Source organism: Pseudochrobactrum sp. XF203 (assembly GCF_020341615.1).
GTDB classification, from domain to species: Bacteria; Pseudomonadota; Alphaproteobacteria; order Rhizobiales; family Rhizobiaceae; genus Pseudochrobactrum; species Pseudochrobactrum saccharolyticum.
Genome location: NZ_CP084393.1, coordinates 1 through 21,381 on the forward strand (window position 1 = coordinate 1; position 21,381 = coordinate 21,381).

Genomic DNA, 21,381 nt, shown 5'->3' on the forward strand with positions numbered 1-21,381 from the left:
ATGCTTGGACCAACGGCGCATACAGACCATTTTACCAGAAACAACCTGCCTCCGGTTGAGGACTGGCCGGAACTGTCATCCGGCGACATCACCTATCCCGAATGGCTCAATGCCGGCTATGAACTTTCCGATGCCATGGTGGAAAAAGGGTTCGGCGACCACACAGCTCTGATCGGCAACGGACGGCGGCGCACCTATAAGGAACTCACCGACTGGAGCAACCGCATTGCCCATGTGCTGGTTGAAGATTACGGCGTGCAACCGGGCAATCGCATATTGATCCGTTCTGCCAATAATCCGGCCATGGTTGCCTGCTGGCTGGCGGCTACCAAAGCCGGTGCGGTCGTGGTCAATTCCATGCCGATGTTGCGCCCAGATGAACTGACAAAAATCGTCAATAAAGCAGAAATCTCGCTGGCGCTGTGTGACACGCGACTGCTGGAAGATTTGCAGATTTGCGCGGCAAAAAGCCCGTTTCTTAAAACAGTGATCGGTTTTGACGGCACCGCCAATCATGATGCGGAACTTGACCATGCAGCACTCAACAAGCCGGTGCGTTTTGATGCGGTGAAAACCGGACGCGATGATGTGGCACTGCTGGGTTTTACCTCCGGTACAACCGGTGAGCCGAAGGCCACCATGCATTTTCACCGTGATCTGCTGCTGATTGCCGATACTTATGCGAGGGAAGTGCTGAATGTGCAGCCGGACGATATTTTTGTCGGCTCACCGCCACTTGCTTTCACCTTTGGTCTGGGCGGACTGGCCATTTTCCCGCTGCGTTTCGGGGCGGCGGCAGCACTACTTGAACAGGCAACACCGCCTAAGATGATCGAGCTGATTGAAACCTATAAGGCGACCATCAGCTTTACAGCTCCGACAGCCTATCGGGTGATGTTGCAGGCAATGAATGAAGGTGCCGACCTGTCATCCTTGCGCATTGCGGTTTCAGCAGGTGAAACCCTGCCCGCCCCGATTTATGAGGCTTGGATAGAGAAGACCGGCAAACCTATGCTGGACGGGATCGGCGCGACCGAGATGTTGCATATTTTTATCAGCAACCGTTTAGGCGATTCCGGACCTGGCCGCACAGGCAAGCCCGTTACCGGTTATCAGGCCAAAATCGTTGATGAAAATATGCAGGAAGTGCCGCGCGGGGAAATTGGTCGTCTGGCAGTGCGCGGCCCCACCGGCTGCCGTTACCTCGCGGATACACGCCAGAAGGCCTATGTGCGCGATGGCTGGAACCTGACCGGCGACAGTTTCTTTCAGGATGCGGACGGCTATTTCCATTTTGCCGCCCGTGCAGATGATATGATTATTTCTGCCGGTTATAATATCGCTGGCCCCGAAGTTGAGGCCGCCCTCCTCGCCCATGCAGATGTGCAGGAATGCGCTGTCATCGGCGTGAATGATGAAGAACGCGGCCAGATCGTTGAGGCGCATATTGTGCTTCGTAATGGTGCTCAGCCATCTCCTGAAACGGTCAAAGCCTTGCAGGATCACGTTAAAAAGCTGATCGCGCCTTATAAATATCCCCGCTCTGTCCGTTTTGTCGACGCGCTGCCGAAAACCGTTACCGGTAAAATCCAGCGTTTCATGCTGCGTAAGCAAGGCTGAACGCATCATGCAAATTTATCACTTGACCAAATCCATTCCATCCATATGTTTTAAGTATAAAATAAATTGTGTGCCACTATCCGATACCACCGCACATCATAAAAATGACTGTGGCCGTATAGCGGAAAACAGAGCATTCAAGGGGAGAATTTGACCATGCGTATCGTTTGTATCGGTGGCGGTCCGGCCGGACTGTATTTTGCCCTGTTGATGAAAAAGAACCATCCCGAGCATCACATCCGCGTGGTCGAGCGCAACAAACCCTATGACACATTCGGCTGGGGCGTCGTGTTTTCCGATGCGACGATGGAAGCGATGAAGGTCTGGGATGAAACCAGTGCGGCGGAAATTCAGGACGCGTTCAACCATTGGGACGATATTGAAGTGCTGTTCAAAGGCACACGCCAGCGCACAAGCGGTCATGGTTTTGTCGGTATCGGCCGCAAAAAACTGCTGAATATTCTGCAAAAACGCTGCGAAGATCTGGGCGTTGAGCTGATATTTGAAACCGATGTGGATGCAGATACGCAATATCCCGATGCGGATCTGATTATCGCCTCTGACGGGCTGAATTCTAAAATCCGTCACCGCTATGCCGATATATTCGAGCCGGATATGATCGTGCGGCCAAACCGTTATATCTGGCTTGGCACCAATAAGCTCTTTGACGCCTTTACCTTTGATTTCCGCAAGACGGATCATGGCTGGTTTCAGGCGCATATTTACAAATTCGACGACAAGACCTCGACTTTCATTATCGAGACCACAGAAGAAGCCTATCAGGCGCATGGTCTAGACGAGATGTCACAACAGGATTCCATCTCTTTCTGCGAAAATCTTTTCTCGGAAGTGCTGGAAGGTGCACCGCTGATGACCAATGCGCGGCATTTGCGCGGCTCGGCATGGCTGAATTTCAACCGGCTGATCTGCGGCAAGTGGAGCCATTATAACGGCAATTCCCATGTGGTGCTAATGGGCGATGCTGCCCATACCGCTCATTTTGCCATCGGCTCCGGCACCAAACTGGCGATTGATGATGCGATTGAACTGACCAACCAGTTTAACCTGCACGGTCATGACAAAAGTCATATTCCTGCAGCGCTGGAAACCTATGAGGAAATCCGCCGTGTGGATGTAGCGCGCATTCAGAATGCCGCACGCAATGCGATGGAATGGTTTGAGGTGGTTGGCCGGCGCTATGCGGATCATTTTGAGCCGGAGCAATTCATGTATTCCATGCTGACACGCTCACAGCGTATCAGCCATGAAAACCTGCGTCTGCGCGATAAAAACTGGTTGCAGGGCTATGAAAACTGGTTTGCCAGAAAATCCGGTCTGCCGGTAGAGAGCAACAGCAGTACACGTCATGTGCCACCGATGTTCACGCCCTATCAGCTGCGCGGTGTAACCTTGGCGAACCGTATCGTCATGTCGCCGATGGCGATGTATTCGGCAACCGATGGTCTGATCAATGATTTCCATATGGTGCATCTCGGTTCCCGTGCACTCGGCGGTGCCGGTCTGATCTTTGCGGAAATGACCTGCGTTTCCCCTGATGCGCGTATCACTCCGAATTGTCTGGGACTGTGGAACGAAGAGCAGCGCGACGGCTGGAAGCGTCTCGTCGATTTTGTGCATAAGAACAGCGATGCCAAAGTGGCTATTCAGCTGGGCCATGCAGGGCGCAAAGGCGCTACCAAACCCGCATGGGAGGGCATTGACCAGCCGGTTGATGAAGCAAACGGCTGGCCACTGATTTCGGCCTCGGCTGAGCCTTATCTGGTCAACAGCCAGAAGCCGAAGCCTATGACACGCGAAGATATGGATCGGGTAATTGCTGATTTTGTGCGCGCGACTGAGCTTGCCGCAAGCACCGGCGCAGACTGGCTGGAGCTCCATGCCGCGCATGGTTATCTGCTCTCCAGTTTCCTCTCGCCACTGACCAATCAGCGTGAGGATGAATATGGCGGCAGCCACACCAATCGTGCGCGTTTTCCGCTGGAAGTGTTCAAGGCCATTCGCGCGGTCTGGCCGCAGGATAAGCCGATTTCGGTGCGTCTCTCCTGCCATGACTGGGCGGAAGGCGGCAATACGCCTGATGATGCAGCGATTTTTGCGCAGATGTTTAAAGATGCCGGTGCCGATCTCATCGACTGTTCGTCCGGTCAGGTCGTTAAACATGAAAAACCGGTTTATGGCCGTCTGTTCCAGACCCCGTTTTCAGACAAAATCCGCAATGAGATAGGCATCCCGACAATTGCTGTTGGTGCGATATCGGAAGCCGATCACGCCAATTCGGTAATCTCCGCAGGACGTGCCGATCTTTGCGCTGTGGCCCGCCCGCATCTCGCAGACCCCGCTTGGGTATTGCATGAAGCGGCAAAAATCGGGCTGACCTCCGTGCCTTGGCCGAAGCAATATTACTCCGGCAAAACCCAGTATGAAACCAATCTGGCTCGTGAAGCCGCTGCGGCTGCCGCACTGAAATAACCAGAATGAGACCGGATATGAGCAATAATAAATTCCACGGCAGACATGTTTTAATCACCGGCGCGGGCAGTGGCATCGGTGCGGCAATTGCCCGTGACTTTGCTTTGTCCGGTGCCAATGTCACTTTGTCCGGCAGGCGGCATGAGCCTCTGGCGGCACTGGCCGCTGAACTCGATCAGACTGCGGGACGCAAAACCTGTTTTGTCGCCAGCGGTTTTGACGTGACGAATGCGCAGGCGATCAGCACAGGTTTGCAGGCGGCTCAAGCGGCTTTCGGACCCGTGAGTATTCTCGTCAATAATGCCGGTGAAGCGCCTTCCGCACCCTTTGAAAAAACCAGCCTCGAGATGTGGTCGCAGGTACTTGCGGTTGATCTGACCGGTGTTTTTCAGGTGACGCAGGCTGTGCTGCCGGATCTGAAAACCTATGGCGCAAATGCGCGTATCATCAATATCGCGTCCACGGCAGGGTTGACCGGCTATGCCTATGTCTCGGCCTATTGCGCTGCAAAACATGGTGTAATCGGCCTCACCCGCGCTTTGGCGCTGGAGCTCGCAACAAAAGGCATTACCGTCAATGCCGTTTGTCCGGGTTTTACCGATACACCGATTATCCGTGAAGCCATTGCACAAATCATGCAGAAAACCGGACGCTCTGAAGAAGAAGCGCTGGCACATTTTGTAAAAGCCAATCCGCAAAACCGGCTCATTAAACCGGAGGAAGTGGCACACACAGTCTTATGGCTGGCATCTCCTGATGCCGCCTCAATCAACGGACAGGCAATTGCAATTGCCGGTGGCGAGGTATTGGCAGGATGAGCGAACAAACCATCAGCATGAACAGTCATCTGAAAGCGTTCAAAAACTATCAGGCACAGCATTTTCTGTGGGAGGTGAGTGAAGACGGGCGCGTTGCCACCCTCACGCTCAACCGCCCTGATCGTAAAAACCCGCTGACATTTGAAAGCTATGCGGAGCTGCGTGATCTGTTCCGTGATTTGACCTATGCATCGGATATTCGTGCTGTAGTTGTGACCGGAGCGGGCGGTAATTTCTCTTCCGGCGGCGATGTTTTCGAGATCATCGAGCCTTTGACGAAAATGCCGATGCCGGAACTGCTGGCCTTCACCCGCATGACCGGTGATGTGGTGAAAGCCATGCGCAAATGTCCGCAGCCGGTGATCGCGGCTGTAGACGGTATTTGCGCAGGTGCCGGCGCCATTCTGGCAATGGCCTCAGACTTGCGTCTTGCCACCCATGAGGCGAAAACCGCATTCCTGTTTACCCGTGTCGGTCTTGCCGGTGCGGATATGGGGGCTTGCGGAATCCTGCCCCGCATTATCGGTCAGGGACGTGCGGCGGAGCTGCTTTATACCGGTCGTTTCATGTCGGCCACCGAGGGCAAAGACTGGGGTTTCTACAACCATCTGCATGATGGTGAAAACCTGCTGACAGAGGCACAAAAACTCGCCAAAACTCTCGCTGACGGCCCTTATTTTGCACATGGCATTACCAAAACCATGCTGGCTCAGGAATGGGCAATGGGCATTGACGAAATGATTGAATCGGAAGCGCAGGCGCAAGCCATCTGCATGGCGACACAGGATTTCCGCCGTGCATTTGAAGCCTTTGCCGCCAAACGCCGCCCTGAATTTGAAGGGAACTGAACCATGTCAGATACAGCCTGCCGCGAAGCCCCCGTTCATGAACATCTGGAACTGCCGTTTTTCGAGCAGCAGCAGCGTGATTTTGCTCAAAAGCTCAAGGAATTTGCCGCATCCGGTGTTTTGAAAAACATCGATCATCACGACACCGATGCTGCCTGCCGTAAACTGGTGAAACTGCTTGGGCAAGCAGGACTTCTCGATAGTGTCACCGGTAACAGCGGCAAGACCGAAATCGACTCCCGCTCGGTCTGTCTGGCGCGCGAAACACTGGCATGGCATGACGGGCTGGCGGATTTTGCCTTTGCCATGCAGGGGCTTGGCACCGGCGCGATCGGCCTTGCCGGATCGGATGAGTTAAAACAGCATATTCTGCCAAAAATCTCTTCCGGTGAATGGCTGTCGGCCTTTGCCCTGTCGGAGAAAGAAGCCGGTTCCGATGTCGCCGTCATGCAATGCGCCGCGACACAGGACGGCGATGATTATATTCTCAACGGCGAGAAAACCTGGATTTCCAATGGCGGCATCGCCGATGTTTACACCGTCTTTGCCCGCACAGGTGAGGCTGCGGGCACACGCGGCATCTCGGCCTTTGTGGTCTATGCCACCGATCCGGGCTTTTCCATTGCCGAGCGGCTTGAAGTGATCGCACCGCATCCGCTCGCTACAATCCGTTTTGAGAATTGCCGCATCCCAGCTTCACGGCGTTTGGGTGCAGGCGGCGAAGGTTTTAAAATTGCCATGCGCACGCTGGATATTTTCCGTGCTTCCGTGGCAGCCGCCGCCCTTGGCTTTGCCCGCCGCGCCTTGGATGAGGCTCTCAACCATGCGCGTAAACGGCAGATATTTGGCGCAACACTCAGCGATCTGCAACTGACGCAGGCAGCGCTTGGCGATATGGCGACAGAATTGGAGGCGGCAACCCTGCTGACCTACCGCGCCGCATGGCGCCGCGATGTGCAGAAACTGCCAACCACCCAGCAGGCGGCAATGGCTAAAATGGCGGCAACAGAATCCGCCCAGATGATTATTGACCGCGCTTTGCAGATGTTTGGCGGACGCGGTGTGCAAAGCGGAGCAATTACCGAAAAGCTCTATCGGGAAATCCGTAGCCTGCGTATTTATGAAGGGGCGACAGAGGTTCAGAAACTGATTATCGCCCGCGAATTGCTGAAAACGGTTTAAAGGGCGGATTATGGCTTTTCATACTACAAGACCCTTACGGTTCGGCGATTGTGATCCTTCGGGCATCGCTTATTTTCCGTCTTATCTGAATATTCTGATCGGGGTTCTGGAGGACTTCTTCGCCTCAATCGGCGCTGACTGGAAAAGCCTCAATCATGACCGGCAGATCGCAACACCAACAGTGCGGCTGGATCTGACTTTTGTAAAACCCGGCTTCCATGCCGATCTGCTGGACTTCACACTCAAAGTCACTGCGGTCGGTGGCAGTTCGCTGTCACTCGACCATGAAGTGCGCGCCAATGGCGATCTGTTATGGACGGCGAAACACAAGCTCGTCGCCACTTCAAGCAAAACTCATAAAGCCCGCGCATGGCCCGATGATATCCGCGCCGCGCTTCTCAATCATCTGGAGACAGTTCATGCATAAGATTTTACAGCCGGATAACTGGGTTGCCCCGATCGGCTATTCCAACGGTATCTCGGCACGCGGACGCACCATTTTTATCGGCGGGCAGATCGGCTGGAATGAACAATGCGAATTCGAAACCGATGATTTTGTTGAACAGGTTCACCAGACCCTGAAAAACATCGTCGCCATTCTCGCTGTGGATGGTGCAGGGCCGGAACATATTACCAGCATGACCTGGTATTTCACCGACAAGCAGGAATACAAAGCCAATATGCGCGGCCTTGGTCAGGCCTATCGCGATGTTATCGGCAAGCATTTTCCGGCAATGGCAGCAATGCAAGTTGCAGGATTGATTGAAGATCGTGCCAAGATAGAAATTCAAGCCACAGCTGTTGTGCCCGATTGAATAAGCGCCAGAAAAAGTGACTAAAAATCCGGACAGGACATATGATGCACAACCCTTCTGACACGCAGCAGCCGATCAGTTTTTCATCTGCCGTTACCGGTGTGGTGCAGGATCGTGTATTACATCTCACACTGGCAAACCCTCCGGTGAATGCGATTTCAGCCGCCATCCGCGAAGGATTGATGCAAGCGCTGGATTTGGCAGAGAAGTCTGCCGAGATCCGTGCCCTCACTTTGCGCGGTGAAGGCAAATTCTTTGCCGCCGGTGCGGATATCAAAGAATTTGATCTGCCGCCTAGCGAGCCGACTTTGCCGCAGGTGACAGCACGGATTGAAGCATCCGCTAAGCCGGTGATTGCCGCCATTAATGGTGCTGCCCTTGGCGGCGGTTGCGAGATTATCCTCGCCTGCCATTACCGGCTGGCTGTTGAGAAAGCCAAGTTCGGTCTGCCGGAAGTGAAGCTCGGACTTGTACCGGGTGCGGGCGGAACCCAACGTCTGCCACGACTGACCGGCCTTGATGCTGCAATCGACATGATCGCATCGGGCAAAACCATTTCTGCACAGGACGCGCTGCAGAATGGCCTGATTGATGAAATCGCAACAGCTGAGAACCTGACTGCCGCCGCACAAAAGGCAGCGCAACACCATATGGGCACAGAACCGCGCCGCACGCTGGCTTTGTCAGTTCAGCCTGCAAACACTGAACAGACAACGGCAAAAATTCTTGCCAAAGCGCGCGGGCGTCTCGCCCCTTCCGAGGCGGTGCGTCTGGTATCACTGGCGGCAACATTGCCTGTCCAGCAGGCTTTGGCTGAAGAACGCGCCACATTTCTGCGCCTTCGTGAAAGCGATGAAGCTAAAGCCTTGCGGCATGTGTTTTTCGCCGAACGCGAAGCCGGAAAGCATGATCTGCCTGCCGGTACGGTACCACGGCCGGTTGCTACAATCGGCATTGCCGGCACCGGTATGATGGGCTCGGCAATTGCAGTGGCTGCCCTTGCCGCTGGCTATCAACTTATCGGCTATGAGCCGACACAGGAAGCGGCAGATGCCGGTCTTGCCCGCATCACAGCACTGCTGGACAAGCAGTTTCAGTCCGGCCGCCTCAGTGAACAGGCATTGCAGCAACAGCGTGCCAATTGCATAGTCAGTGCTGATATCAGCGCGCTTGCCGGTGCTGATTTGGTGATTGAAGCAGTGTTTGATGATTTTAATGTTAAATCAGATCTGTTTCGCCGTCTGTCCGGCGTTGTGCGTGACGATGCTATTGTCGCCACCAATACCAGCTATCTCAATCCTGATGAATTAGCACAGCAAATCAGTAATCCGTCGCGGGTTATCGGCATGCATTTCTTCTCACCGGCGCATATTATGCGCCTGCTGGAAGTGGTCAATTGTGCAGAAACAGCGCCCGATGTGCTGGTAACCACGCTTGAACTTGCCAAAAAACTGAACAAGCTGGCTATTGTCTGCGGCGTTTGCGAGGGCTTTATCGGCAACCGGATTTTCTCTGCCTATCGCCGCGAGGCCGAGTTCATACTCGAGCAAGGCGCATGGCCGCATGAGATTGATGCGGCGCTGGAGCATTACGGCTTTCCCATGGGGCTGTTTGCGGTCTGCGATATGGCGGGACTGGAGATTGCCTGGGCAAAGCGCAAGCGTCAGGCGGCAAAGCGCAACCCTGATGAGCCTTACTGTAATATTCCCGACCGTCTTTGCGAGGCAGGCCGTTTCGGGCAAAAGAGCGGTAGAGGCTGGTATATTTATAGTGACGGCAAGCGACAGACCGATCCGGATGTCACCGCGATTATCGAAGCGGCACGGCTTGAAAAAAACATTACGCCGCGCTCCTTCACACCGGATGAAATCATCAACCAGCTTTTAAAGGCAATGGCCAATGAAGGTGAACAACTGTTGCGCGAGGGTATTGCAGCGCGCAGCAGCGATATCGATCTGGTGCTGGTTAACGGTTATGGCTTTCCCGCCAACAAAGGCGGGCCAATGTTTGCTGCACAAAACCATAAGGAACACTAATATGAGCGAAGCCTATATTATCGGCGGTGTGCGCACGCCAATCGGCCGTTATGGCGGTGCACTCTCATCGGTGCGGCCTGATGATATGGCAGCGCATACTATCCGTGAGGCGCTGGCACGTTTCCCGTCTTTGAGCGCAGAGATGATTGATGAAGTGGTGTTCGGCTGCGCCAATCAGGCCGGTGAGGACAGCCGCAATGTCGCACGAATGGCGGTCTTGCTCTCCGGTCTTGGTGAAACTGTACCTGCAACAACGCTCAACCGTCTCTGCGGCTCCGGTCTTGATGCGGTGGGCTATGCGGCGCGTGCAGTTAAACTCGGTGAGGCTGATATTATCATCGCCGGTGGTGTTGAGAACATGTCGCGCGCGCCATTCGTAATGCCCAAAGCCGATGCAGCGTTTCAACGGCAGAATGTGGTCTATGACACGACTATCGGCTGGCGCTTTATCAATCCGCAGCTCGACAAAAATTACGGCAGTGAATCCATGCCGGAAACCGCTGAAAATCTCAGCGCTGATTATAATATCAACCGCGCAGATCAGGATGCATTCGCGCTACTGAGCCAGCAGCGTGCGGCAGCAGCCATGCATAGCGGACGTCTGGCACAGGAAATTGCACCTTACACAATTGCAGGACGCAAAGGCACCAGTACAATTGTTGCTCAGGATGAGCAGCCGCGTGAAACCTCATTGGAAAAACTGGCCGCGCTTGATACGCCGTTTCGCCGTGGCGGCACAATCACCGCAGGCAATGCCTCAAGCGTGAATGACGGTGCCGCAGCGGTTATTATCGCCTCCAAACAGGCGGTTGAGCGCTACGGCCTGACACCGCTGGCACGGATCAGCGGCATGGCAACAGCAGGTGTTGCACCGCGCATTATGGGCATCGGCCCTGTGCCTGCCACACACAAACTGCTGCATCGCCACGGACTTACCATGACCGATATCGGTCTGGTTGAGCTGAATGAGGCTTTTGCCGCACAGGCTCTGGCCTGTATGCGTCAGCTCGGGCTGGATGATGATGCAGCGCATGTCAATCCGAATGGCGGCGCAATTGCGCTTGGTCATCCGCTGGGCATGTCCGGTGCAAGGCTGGCTTTAACTTCTGCCATTGAGTTGCAGACACGAGGTATAAATCACGCTCTGGCGACCATGTGTGTGGGTGTCGGTCAGGGCATCTCCATGCTGCTCAGCCAGCCCTGATAGTTTTATTACAACCTGACTGGTCATTTCCGGCAGCCTGATAATATTCCGAAGTCTGTGTGAGGCAAAATCTGCTGAAATTTCAAAACAGAACTTTTTTGCCACACTCAGGACTTTGTGAAACAAATTGTATATTTTTGCACTTGGCAAAACCGATTGCTCATTTATTGTGCAAATATCTGAAACACTGGCAAGAGGTATGAGATGCGTGTCTATCCATTTCCGTCGGTGCCCGGTGTTCGCGCGGGTGCTCCCAGACTTTAAGTCTTTGGCCCGTGCTACAGGCCAAGGCCTGTCCGCCCTCCCTGAAAGGGCGCTTTTCTAAAACTCTTCTTTTTTTGCCGCAACACTCAGCTGTTGTTTGTTTTGTCTTCGTTTTCAAGCATTGTCCGATGCATCGAAGCAGGATCAGAAATCAATCCGGTGAACTGATTTCCCTGCATAGCCGCTTCGCACTTTTGCTGAAAATGTTTTTAAAGGACCAGAATCCGACTCTGCGCGGTCTGGTATGTTTCATATGACCCGGTTTCGCATAAATTTCCGTGGGCCTGCCTTCCGCAATGTCCTCGGCTACACTTTCGGCCACTGGCGAAGTCAGCCTCTGCGGCTGACACTGATGATAATCGGTATGCTGCTTGCAACGGCCGCAGATGTTTTGACGCCGCTCTATTCCGGACGGCTGGTTGACGCGCTTTCGCTGAGCGGCGACAGCGCATGGTCTGCCGCAGTTGAGGCACTTATCGTTCTGCTGGCGCTTGGCGCACTGGCACTGATTACACGTCAGCTGACCTTCTATGTCATCACCGATTTCACGCTGAAAATCATGAGCGACATGGCGGCCAGTTCGTTCCGTAAATTGCAACGCTTCTCCACCGACTGGCACGCCAATGCCTTTGCCGGATCGACTGTGCGCAAAGTCTCGCGTGCAATGTGGGCAATGGATCTGCTGAATGATACGCTGATTATTGCATTGTTGCCATCGCTGCTGATGCTGGTCGGTTCGGTTGCGCTGCTGGCCTGGTACTGGCCGCTCATGGGTGTACTGGTTGCAATCGGCTCTGTGCTGTTCATTGTCTGCACGATCGTGATTTCGCTCGGTTTTGTCGCGCCTGCGGCAACACTGGCTAATAGCTGGGATACACGCATGGGCGGCGCGCTGGCCGATGCCATTTCGTGCAATGCTGTTGTGAAAGCCTTTGGTGCTGAAAAGCGTGAGGATGCACGACTTGCAAAAGTTGTCACCAAATGGCGCAGCCGTACACGCCGCACATGGCTAATCGGAACTCTGAACGGTTTTATTCAGGGGGCTAATCTGCTGATTATGCGCGGTGTTGTCATTGCTTTTGCGCTTTACTTGTGGAGCCAGGGCAAAGCAACGGCCGGTGATATCACCTTTGTTCTGACAGCATTCTTCATGCTGCAGGGTTATTTGCGTGATGTCGGCATGCATATCCGCAATCTGCAACGATCGGTGAATGATATGGAGGAGCTGGTGCAGATTGAGGCAGAACCTTACGGCATTGCCGACAAGCCGAATGCACCGGCCATTCAGATCAGCAATGGTGAAATCCGCTTTGACAAAGTGACTTTCCATTACGGTAATCATGAAGCAGCACTCTACCGCGATTTCTCGGTGAAGATTGAAGCCGGTGAACGGGTTGGTCTGGTCGGACATTCCGGTTCGGGTAAGACGACTTTCGTCAAGCTGATCCAGCGTCTCTATGATGTCAGCGGCGGTGCCATTAAGATTGACGGGCAGAATATTGCTCATGTCACGCAGGCATCGCTGCGTTCGCAGATCGCCATTGTGCAGCAGGAACCGATCCTGTTTCACCGGACACTGGCCGAGAATATCGCCTATGCCCGCCCCGGCGCGACACAGGCGGAAGTTGAGGAAGCAGCTCGTCTTGCCAGCGCCCATGACTTCATCAGCCGTCTGCCAAAAGGCTATGCGACCCTTGTCGGTGAGCGTGGTGTGAAACTCTCCGGTGGTGAGCGTCAACGTGTGGCGATTGCCCGTGCGTTTCTGGCCAATGCACCGATCCTTATTCTGGATGAGGCAACTTCCAGCCTCGACTCAGAATCGGAAGTGCTGATCCAGCAGGCAATGGAACGGTTGATGATCGGCCGTACAACACTGGTCATTGCACACCGACTTTCAACGGTGCGTGCACTGGACAGATTGCTGGTCTTTGACAAGGGCAAGGTCCTTGAGGAAGGCGATCATGATGCGCTTATCCGCAAACCGGGCGGCATTTACCGCCGGTTGTTTGAACGGCAGGCACTGGAACTGACCAAAGGGCTGGAAGATGTACTTCCTGAATAAGAAAGCGGGGCCTGACGGCCCCGTTTTCATATGCATCATATAGCTATACAGCTCAAATATGCGGCAGACTATTCTTCTGCCCGCGGATCAAAAAATGTTCGCGCTGTATCGACCAGCAATGGCGCGATTTCTTTGCGGACACGATCAACCGACCAGTCAGCCATCGAAACAGAACAGTGAATTGCTGCACGCGCTTTACCGCTGGACGACTTAATCGGTGCCGCGATACCGATTTCATTGAGCAGGATTTCCTCCACAGAGACAGCAAAACCATCCTGTCGCGCCTGTTCAACAAGCTCTGAAATTTCCCCGCGATTAACTGTTGTGCGTGGCGTGTATTCCGTCACCGGCCAGTTTTTTACAGCGTCTTGCCGTGCATCTGCATCCCATGTGGCGAGAATGGCACGGCCACCAGAAGTGTTCAGCGCCGGATGAGTACGCCCGACCAATGTACCTTCAAAATTGGTACGTTGCACCGGAAGACGCACCGAGTAAATAATTGATGTGTCACATATTTCTGCCAGATTGAACGACTGCCCGATTTGCTGCTGCAAGGCGAAAAGACGCGGCATGACCTGCGACGTCAGCGGCTCTGCAATGTAATGGGCATAGGCCATATGCAGCCATTGATTTGATAGCCGGTAACGGCGGCTATGATTATCACGGTTCAGCATGCCTTCCGCATAGAGCGTGGCGAGGATGCGCTGTACGCTGCTTTTCTCAATGCCCGTTATGCGCACAAGATCAGAAATACCCAAAACAGCATTTCCCTCCCCGAAGGCTTTCAACAGGGTCATCGCTTTTATTAGCGAACTGATAATTAAGGGATTTCTTTCGCTTTCACTCAATGGGGCACACTCCAGTCGCAAAAAACTCTTGACGCAGAAGGGAAAACTATGGTTCGATATTAACATGCGATCACAAGTATTGCAATACAATACAAAAGGGGAATGCCAATGAAAAATCAAAAAATCTTTGCCGTGGTTTTCAGCACGCCAAATAAGCCGGTAGCCGATATTTTTTAATTCAGCTTTGGCAGTAAACGGCTGAAGAATATTTCCGGTTTGCACGGTATCGCGTCTGCATCATTCCGCTTTGATGACGCGTAAACCGGCAATCCGTTAACAGGTGAAATCCCGCAGTACCCAGCTGATGCGTTCTGCACTGTCACCTCCGGCCACACCCCTCATATCCTAAAACGATTTTGACGGAGCAAAACTTGCTTGGTTTCATCCTCAAGCGGCTCGGCCTTGCCTTACTGGTTGCGCTGACCGTGTCTTTTATCAGTTTCTGTCTGCTCTATCTGAGCGGTGACCCTGCGACGGCCATCGCCGGAGAAGGCGCCAGTGCGCAGGACATTCAAACAATTCGCGAATTTTACGGCTTTGACCGCCCGATGCTGCTGCAATATGCGGACTGGCTGTGGAATGCCGCACATTTCAATTTCGGCCAGAGCTATTATTTCAAACTTCCGGTTGCAGATCTCATTTCCAGCCGGCTTGGCGTGACAATGCGCCTTGGTCTGACCGCTATCGTATTTGCGCTGCTCGTCGCCGTACCCCTTGGCGTGCTTGCTGCCAAACGTCCCAACTCACTGACCGACAAGCTGGCGCTGTTTATTTCTGTCGCCGGACAAGCAATGCCGAGTTTCTGGTTTGCGCTTGTGCTGATCTCGGTTTTCTCCATTGATCTCGGCTGGCTGCCTGCATCCGGTGCCAAGACATGGCAGCATTTTATTCTGCCAACCATTGTACTCGGCTATTATGCCATGCCTGCAATTATGCGCCTCACCCGCGCCGGTATGCTGGAAGTTTTATCGTCGGACTATATCCGCACTGCCCGTGCCAAAGGCTCATCCGAATGGCGGGTGCTGTTCACCCATGCGCTGCGCAATGCGATTATCCCTGTCGTTTCGCTGTCAGCCGTGCAAATGGGATTCATGCTCGGCGGTTCAATTGTGGTTGAATCTGTCTTTGCTTTGCCGGGTGCCGGACTGCTCGCATGGGAGTCGATCACCCGCAACGATCTGCCGACCGTTCAGGCGCTGATCCTGCTTTTCTCCATGTTTTACATCGTCTTCACACTGCTCGCCGACATTATGAATGCCTGGCTTGATCCCCGCATGAGGACCTCATGACCACATATTCTTCCATACCGACCGCAGAACAAATTCTGGAACCGTCCCCATCTGCCATTCTGCGCCGCCGTATTTTCGGTCATAGCGGCTTCATGATCGGCACGATCATCGTGGCAGTGATTGCACTGGTTGCAATCTTTGCTCCGATGCTTCTCAAATATGATCCCTATACGCAGGATCTGCTAAACCGTATGGTGCCGCCGGAATTCTTAGGCGGTAAATCCGATCACGTTCTGGGAACTGACCAGCTTGGTCGCGATTATCTCGCACGCTTGCTGCACGGTGCACGCGTTTCATTATTTATCGGCCTGTCAGCAGCTCTGATCTCTGGCATTATCGGCACAGCTATGGGCGTTGCAGCCGGTTATTTCGGCGGTCGTGTTGATGCTGTGGTGACATTCCTGATCAATGTACGTCTCGCAATGCCGGTTGTTCTGGTTGCACTGGCCGTTGTTGCCCTGTTTGGCGGATCGCTGACCGTTGTTGCCACCGTTCTCGGCCTGTTATTGTGGGATCGCTATGCGGTGGTCATGCGCGCATCAACCCTGCAGATCGCGCGACGGGAATATGTAGCGGCATCCTATGCCATCGGCACATCCACGCCGCGCATTCTGATCTCCGAAATCCTGCCTAATCTGATGAACAATCTGATTGTCGTGGCTACGCTGGAAATGGCGCATGCCATTTTGCTGGAAGCCGCCTTGTCCTTCTTAGGTCTTGGTGTGCAGCCGCCGACAGCCAGCTGGGGTCTGATGATCTCCGAGGGCAAAGACATGATGCTGTTCGAGCCATGGCTTGTGATGATCCCCGGTGTTGCGCTGTTTGTGCTGGTGCTGGCGATCAATCTCATGGGCGACGGCCTGCGCGACATTACCGCGCCGGGCGGACGGAACTGAGGGGAAAACCAATGACTGCTCCTATTCTTAAAGTTCAGGGCCTGACACTGGACATCCCCACCGCCGCGGGCACCCTTCATGCCGTGCGCAATATCAATCTCGAGGTTAAACCGGGTGAAACGCTATGTATCGTCGGTGAAAGCGGCTCCGGCAAATCGCTGACCTCGCTTGCGGTGATGGGGCTTTTGTCACCGGGTATTCAGCGCAATGCGACCGAAATGAGCTTTGACGGTATTGACCTGCAAAAAGCCACAGCACGGGAAATGCGTGCGCTGCGTGGTAACCGTATGGCGATGATTTTTCAGGAGCCGATGACCAGCCTGAATCCTGCCTATACGATCGGCAGCCAGCTGGCAGAAGCATTGCGCCTGCATAAATCTGTCAGCAAAGCTGAAGCATTGAAACGCGCCGCAGATCTTCTGCGTATGGTCGGGATTACCGCTGCAGAAAGCCGTCTCAATCAATATCCGCATCAGCTTTCCGGTGGTTTGCGTCAGCGTATCATGATTGCAATGGCGCTGATGTGTGAGCCGGAATTGCTGATCGCCGATGAGCCGACAACCGCTCTGGACGTGACTATTCAGGCACAGATTTTACGTCTTCTCAAAGACCTGCAGCAGAAAATGGGCATGGCGATGATCCTGATCACCCATGATCTCGGTGTCGTTGCGCGCATCGCCGACAAAGTTGCTGTTATGTATGCCGGTGAGCTGGTTGAGGCCGGTTCTGTCAGCGAAATCTTCCGCAATCCTGCGCATCCTTATACGCGCGGGCTTCTGGACTGCATTCCGATACCGGGGCGCATTAAACGCGGAGAACGGCTGGGCACAATTCCGGGGATTGTGCCAAATCTGGTTGGTCGTCATACCGGCTGCATCTTCCGCGACCGCTGCCCTGAGGCGATTGAAGCCTGCACCGGAACTATCCCGCAGCGTGATCTCTCCGCTCGTCATACATTACAGTGCGTCCATGCAAACGGCATGCGTCAGCCTGCGGAGGCTTTGCTATGAGCCAGCCAGTTTTACAACTCCATAATGTCTCCAAAATCTATCAGGTACGACAGGGCTTTTTCTCCGGCAAAAAACCACTGGCAGCAGTCAGTGATGTTTCGCTGACGGTAGAGCGCGGCTCGGTTCTTGGCCTTGTCGGTGAATCCGGTTGCGGAAAATCAACGCTGGCCAAAATCCTGCTCGGGCTGGAAAAGCCGACCAGTGGACACGTCGAAATTAACGGCGAAGACATCACCAAGCAAAACCGTTTTGAACTGTCCCGCCGTATTCAGCCGATTTTTCAGGACCCTTATTCCTCACTCAATCCGCGCAAAACCATCCGTCAGATCATTATGGCGCCGCTCGTGGTGCATAGTGTCGGCGATCAGGCATCGCGCGAAAAGAAGGTAAAGGAAATCATGGATGTCGTCGGGCTGCCATCGCGCATGCTCAATGCCTATCCAAACCAGATGTCCGGCGGCCAGCGCCAGCGTGTCGCTATTGCCCGCGCGCTGATTATGAAACCGGAAATTGTTATCTGCGACGAACCGACATCGGCACTCGATGTTTCCGTGCAGAGCCAGATTCTCAATCTGCTGGGTGACCTGCAGCGTGAACTCGGTCTGACCTATCTATTCATCAGCCATAATCTGGCGGTTGTTGAATATCTCGCGACACGGGTTGCGGTCATGTATCTCGGACGCATTGTTGAAGAGCGCGAAACTGAAGACATTTTCCGCAATGCCCGCCACCCTTATTCACGGGCTTTACTGGATTCTGTGCTGACACCGGAACCGGAACTCGGCGTACCGGACACACAGCTCGGCACAGAATATCCCAATCCGATCAATCCGCCTGCAGGTTGTGCCTTCCATCCGCGCTGCCCTGACCGCTTTACCCCCTGCGATCAGTCCCGTCCTGTCTTGCAGGAAAACGGTAGCGGTTGTGTCGCCTGCCACCTTTATACCAATGCCACTGCATTGCCTGCCTGAACTGATTAAGGAACTGAAATGCAAACCAGTCTTTCCCGTACACAAGTTACTCGCAAGAATGTCATCCGCACCAAAGGTGGTGTCGTAGCCGCACAAAACAGCCGTGCAGCACAAATTGGTGCGGCAGTGCTTGCAGCAGGCGGTAATGCGATGGATGCAGCAACCGCCGTTTCTTTCGCCATTGGTGTGCTTGAGCCGTGGATGTCAGGCCCTGCCGGTGGCGGCGCGATGATGGTTTGGGATGCAGCTTCCGGCAAAGCCCATGCCGTGACCTATGCAATGCGTGCACCTGTGGAGCTGAACCCTGCCGATTATCCGCTCTCCGGTGCCGGTAAAAACTCCGATCTTTTCCCGTGGGAAGCCGTGGTCGATGACCGCAACATTATGGGCGCAACTGCCGTTGCGGTACCGGGTGTGGTCGACGGTATCGGTCAGGCACATGCACGCTGGGGCACCATGCCTTGGGCAGAACTGCTGGCTCCGGCAATTAAACTCGCAAAAGAAGGCCTGCCGGTCGATTGGTACGCAGCACTTGTTATCGCAGGCGCAACCCGCGAGCTGGCCAAAGATCCGGATGCCGCAGCGCTGTTTCTGGAAGACGGCCAATGGCCGATGATCAATGGCTGGACGAGCCTGTCCGACAAGCGCGTTGATATGTCTGGTTATGCACCTTCGCTGACCGAACTGGCAGAACAGGGCTATCGCACATTCTATGAAGGCGATCTGGCACAGGCACTGGTCAAAGATGTCCGCGCAAAAGGCGGCTCATTATCAATGCAGGATCTGCGTGATTACCGTGCAACCATTGCCGATCCGCTGAGCTTTAAGCGCGGCGATGCGACTTTCTATGTCACACCGCATCTGACCGCAGGCCCGACCATGAGACAAGCCTTTGAAGCCCTGCCGGAAATCGGCAAAGGTCAGCCGGACGCTGATGCCTATACCGGCTACGCCAAAGCGCTGCGCCATGCCTATCAGCAGCGATTGGAAAATATGGGTGATGACGGCGAAGTGCCAAAAGCACCGGGCTGCACAACCCATTTTTCCGTAGTGGATCGCCACGGAAATATGGTCTCGATGACACAGACTTTGCTGTCATTGTTCGGCTCAAAAGTCGTCTCGCCCTCCACCGGCTTTTTGCTCAATAACGGCATTATGTGGTTTGACCCTGTGCAGGGCAAACCAAATTCCCTGCAACCGGGACGGCAGTGCCTGATGAATGTCTGCCCTGCACTTGGTGAGCAAGGCGAACGCCGCTTCGCCATTGGTGCATCGGGCGGGCGTAAGATTGTCTCGGCCGTTGCCCAGCTTTCCTCTTTCATCGTCGATTCCGGCATGGATATTGAAGGTGCTTTCCATCAGCCGCGTCTCGATATGTCTGCCGCCGATGTCATCATCGCCGATGACAGCTTGCCAGCGGATACAATTGCGAAACTGAATAAAGTCGCCAGAACCGTCACCACCCGCCGCACCGTCTGGCCTTTCGCCTTTGCCTGCCCTGCCGGTGTGATGCGTGAAGGCGATCTGAACTCCGGCTGCACCGAGATTATGTCGCCATGGGGTGATGCGGTCACCGAGGAGAACAGCCATGACTTTGCGTGAGACTGTTATCAGCCGGATCGAAACCTATTTCGACAACGGCACGATGAAATCCGAACTGGCCGCTTTGGTGAGCTATCCGACAGAAAGTCAGGTACCGGAAAGAAAACCGGTGCTGGCAGATTATCTGAACACGGCTATTACGCCGCGTTTGCAGGCCGCAGGATTTGAGATCAAAATCTATGAGAATCCGGTGGCTGAAGGCGGCCCGCTGATGATCGCCCGCCGCATAGAAGACGCCGCCCTGCCGACAGTGCTGATCTATGGCCATGGCGATGTCATTCATGCGCAGACCGAACAATGGCGCGAAGGCCTGTCACCCTTCGTTTTAACGGAAGAAGGTGATCGTTGGTACGGGCGCGGTACAGCCGATAATAAAGTGCAGCATCTGATCAATATTGCTGCACTTGAAGCCCTGATTACCGTGCATGGCAAACTCGGCTTTAACGCCACTATTCTGCTGGAAATGGCTGAGGAAAACGGCTCTCCGGGTTTGCAGGCCTTCTGCGCATCACACAAACAGGAACTCGCTGCCGATGTGCTGATTGCCTCCGACGGCCCACGGCTGCAACCGGACAGAGCCACAGTTTTCATGGGTGCACGCGGCGCAGTCACGGTTGATCTGATTGTTGAAAAACGCGATGGCGCGCATCATTCCGGCAATTGGGGCGGCTTGCTTGCCGATCCGGCGATGCGGCTCGTACAGGCGCTTGCGACAATCACCGATGAACGCGGCCAGATCCGCATTCCGGAATGGCGTCCAACCAGCCTGACCGATAATATCCGCGCGGCACTCCGTGATTTGCCGGTGGATATGGAAACCGGCCCGAGCGTTGATAAAGACTGGGGTGAAGCCAGTCTGACCCCAGCCGAGCGGGTCTATGGCTGGAACAGTTTTGCCATTCTCGCCATGACATCCGGTGTGCCCGAAGCACCGGTCAATGCCATCTCCGGCAAGGCACGGGCAACCTGCCAACTGCGTTATGTTGTCGGTACTGATGCGGACGACATTATACCCGCGCTACGCCGTCATCTCGATCAGCATGGTTATGAGGATGTCAAAATCACCCAACGTGAGGATGATGATTTTACCGCGACCCGTCTCGATCCGGATCATCCTTGGGCACGTTTTGTCGCGCAATCGCTGACAGATACTTCCGGCAACCCGCCGCATATTCTGCCTAATCTCGGCGGCTCGCTGCCCAATGAGTGTTTTTCGGAGACGCTTGGCCTGCCGACCGTCTGGGTGCCGCATTCCTACCGCGCCTGTTCACAGCATGCGCCGGATGAACATGTTCTGAAAAGCACTTGCCGTGATGCCTTGCGCTGCATGGCAGGGATATTTGCCGATATTGCTGAGGGCAAAAGCCCGCAGCCTTCAACCCGATAACAACAAAAAATGCCTGACCTTTTTAACCTTGCGTCGAAG

At 54.3% G+C, this 21,381-nt stretch carries 17 protein-coding genes; 16 read left to right on the forward strand and 1 reads right to left on the reverse strand.

Going from position 1 to position 21,381, the window contains the following annotated elements:
• From LDL70_RS15740 to LDL70_RS15785, 10 genes are all read left to right on the forward strand, one after another.
• Complete coding sequence (locus tag LDL70_RS15740; RefSeq protein WP_225688882.1) at positions 1-1,620, forward strand: AMP-binding protein; 1,620 nt, start codon at positions 1-3, stop codon at positions 1,618-1,620.
• Positions 1,621-1,776: 156 nt separating this feature from the next.
• Positions 1,777-4,110 (forward strand): bifunctional salicylyl-CoA 5-hydroxylase/oxidoreductase, encoded by a 2,334-nt coding sequence (locus LDL70_RS15745; RefSeq protein WP_225688884.1) that lies wholly within the window; start codon positions 1,777-1,779, stop codon positions 4,108-4,110.
• A gap of 17 nt (positions 4,111-4,127) precedes the next feature.
• Positions 4,128-4,928, forward strand: coding sequence for an SDR family NAD(P)-dependent oxidoreductase (locus LDL70_RS15750; RefSeq protein ID WP_225688886.1), 801 nt, complete (start codon positions 4,128-4,130; stop codon positions 4,926-4,928).
• The gene (locus LDL70_RS15755; RefSeq protein ID WP_225688888.1) at positions 4,925-5,776 is read left to right on the forward strand and encodes an enoyl-CoA hydratase family protein; all 852 of its coding nucleotides are present in this window, start codon (positions 4,925-4,927) and stop codon (positions 5,774-5,776) included. The genes LDL70_RS15750 and LDL70_RS15755 overlap by 4 nt, the downstream gene beginning before the upstream one ends.
• Positions 5,777-5,779: 3 nt before the next feature.
• The gene (locus tag LDL70_RS15760; protein WP_225688890.1) at positions 5,780-6,958 is read left to right on the forward strand and encodes an acyl-CoA dehydrogenase family protein; all 1,179 of its coding nucleotides are present in this window, start codon (positions 5,780-5,782) and stop codon (positions 6,956-6,958) included.
• Between the two features lie 10 nt (positions 6,959-6,968).
• Positions 6,969-7,385 carry a thioesterase family protein gene (locus tag LDL70_RS15765; protein WP_225688892.1) on the forward strand — a complete coding sequence of 139 codons (417 nt, stop codon included), beginning with the start codon at positions 6,969-6,971 and terminating at the stop codon, positions 7,383-7,385.
• The gene (locus LDL70_RS15770) at positions 7,378-7,773 is read left to right on the forward strand and encodes a RidA family protein (protein ID WP_022709570.1); all 396 of its coding nucleotides are present in this window, start codon (positions 7,378-7,380) and stop codon (positions 7,771-7,773) included. The genes LDL70_RS15765 and LDL70_RS15770 overlap by 8 nt, the downstream gene beginning before the upstream one ends.
• A 41-nt stretch (positions 7,774-7,814) precedes the next feature.
• The gene (locus tag LDL70_RS15775; RefSeq protein WP_225688894.1) at positions 7,815-9,809 is read left to right on the forward strand and encodes a 3-hydroxyacyl-CoA dehydrogenase NAD-binding domain-containing protein; all 1,995 of its coding nucleotides are present in this window, start codon (positions 7,815-7,817) and stop codon (positions 9,807-9,809) included.
• Position 9,810: 1 nt separating this feature from the next.
• A complete protein-coding gene (gene pcaF, locus LDL70_RS15780) occupies positions 9,811-11,013 on the forward strand; it encodes a 3-oxoadipyl-CoA thiolase (protein ID WP_225688896.1) in 1,203 nt (400 codons plus the stop codon).
• A 517-nt stretch (positions 11,014-11,530) separates the two neighbouring features.
• Positions 11,531-13,339, forward strand: a complete 1,809-nt coding sequence (locus LDL70_RS15785) for an ABC transporter ATP-binding protein (RefSeq protein WP_028233289.1) — start codon at positions 11,531-11,533, stop codon at positions 13,337-13,339.
• Between the two features lie 68 nt (positions 13,340-13,407).
• On the opposite strand, the gene LDL70_RS15790 is transcribed toward LDL70_RS15785, so the two are convergent.
• Entirely contained in the window at positions 13,408-14,253 is an 846-nt protein-coding gene (locus LDL70_RS15790; protein WP_225689280.1) for an IclR family transcriptional regulator, read from the reverse strand.
• A gap of 305 nt (positions 14,254-14,558) precedes the next feature.
• Between LDL70_RS15790 and LDL70_RS15795 the strand changes: the two genes are divergently transcribed.
• From LDL70_RS15795 to LDL70_RS15820, 6 genes are read left to right on the forward strand one after another with little or no spacing between them, the layout of a single operon-like run.
• Positions 14,559-15,476 carry an ABC transporter permease gene (locus LDL70_RS15795; protein ID WP_075656749.1) on the forward strand — a complete coding sequence of 306 codons (918 nt, stop codon included), beginning with the start codon at positions 14,559-14,561 and terminating at the stop codon, positions 15,474-15,476.
• The gene (locus LDL70_RS15800; RefSeq protein ID WP_225688898.1) at positions 15,473-16,372 is read left to right on the forward strand and encodes an ABC transporter permease; all 900 of its coding nucleotides are present in this window, start codon (positions 15,473-15,475) and stop codon (positions 16,370-16,372) included. The genes LDL70_RS15795 and LDL70_RS15800 overlap by 4 nt, the downstream gene beginning before the upstream one ends.
• An 11-nt stretch (positions 16,373-16,383) precedes the next feature.
• Positions 16,384-17,382: an ABC transporter ATP-binding protein gene (locus tag LDL70_RS15805; protein WP_225688900.1), complete on the forward strand. Its 999-nt coding sequence runs from the start codon at positions 16,384-16,386 to the stop codon at positions 17,380-17,382.
• The gene (locus LDL70_RS15810) at positions 17,379-18,353 is read left to right on the forward strand and encodes an ABC transporter ATP-binding protein (protein WP_225688904.1); all 975 of its coding nucleotides are present in this window, start codon (positions 17,379-17,381) and stop codon (positions 18,351-18,353) included. The genes LDL70_RS15805 and LDL70_RS15810 overlap by 4 nt, the downstream gene beginning before the upstream one ends.
• 18 nt (positions 18,354-18,371) lie before the next feature.
• The gene (locus tag LDL70_RS15815; protein ID WP_225688905.1) at positions 18,372-19,955 is read left to right on the forward strand and encodes a gamma-glutamyltransferase family protein; all 1,584 of its coding nucleotides are present in this window, start codon (positions 18,372-18,374) and stop codon (positions 19,953-19,955) included.
• The gene (locus LDL70_RS15820; protein ID WP_225688907.1) at positions 19,942-21,342 is read left to right on the forward strand and encodes a M20 family metallopeptidase; all 1,401 of its coding nucleotides are present in this window, start codon (positions 19,942-19,944) and stop codon (positions 21,340-21,342) included. Before LDL70_RS15815 ends, LDL70_RS15820 begins: the two co-directional genes overlap by 14 nt.
• The last annotated feature ends 39 nt before the right edge of the window (positions 21,343-21,381 follow it).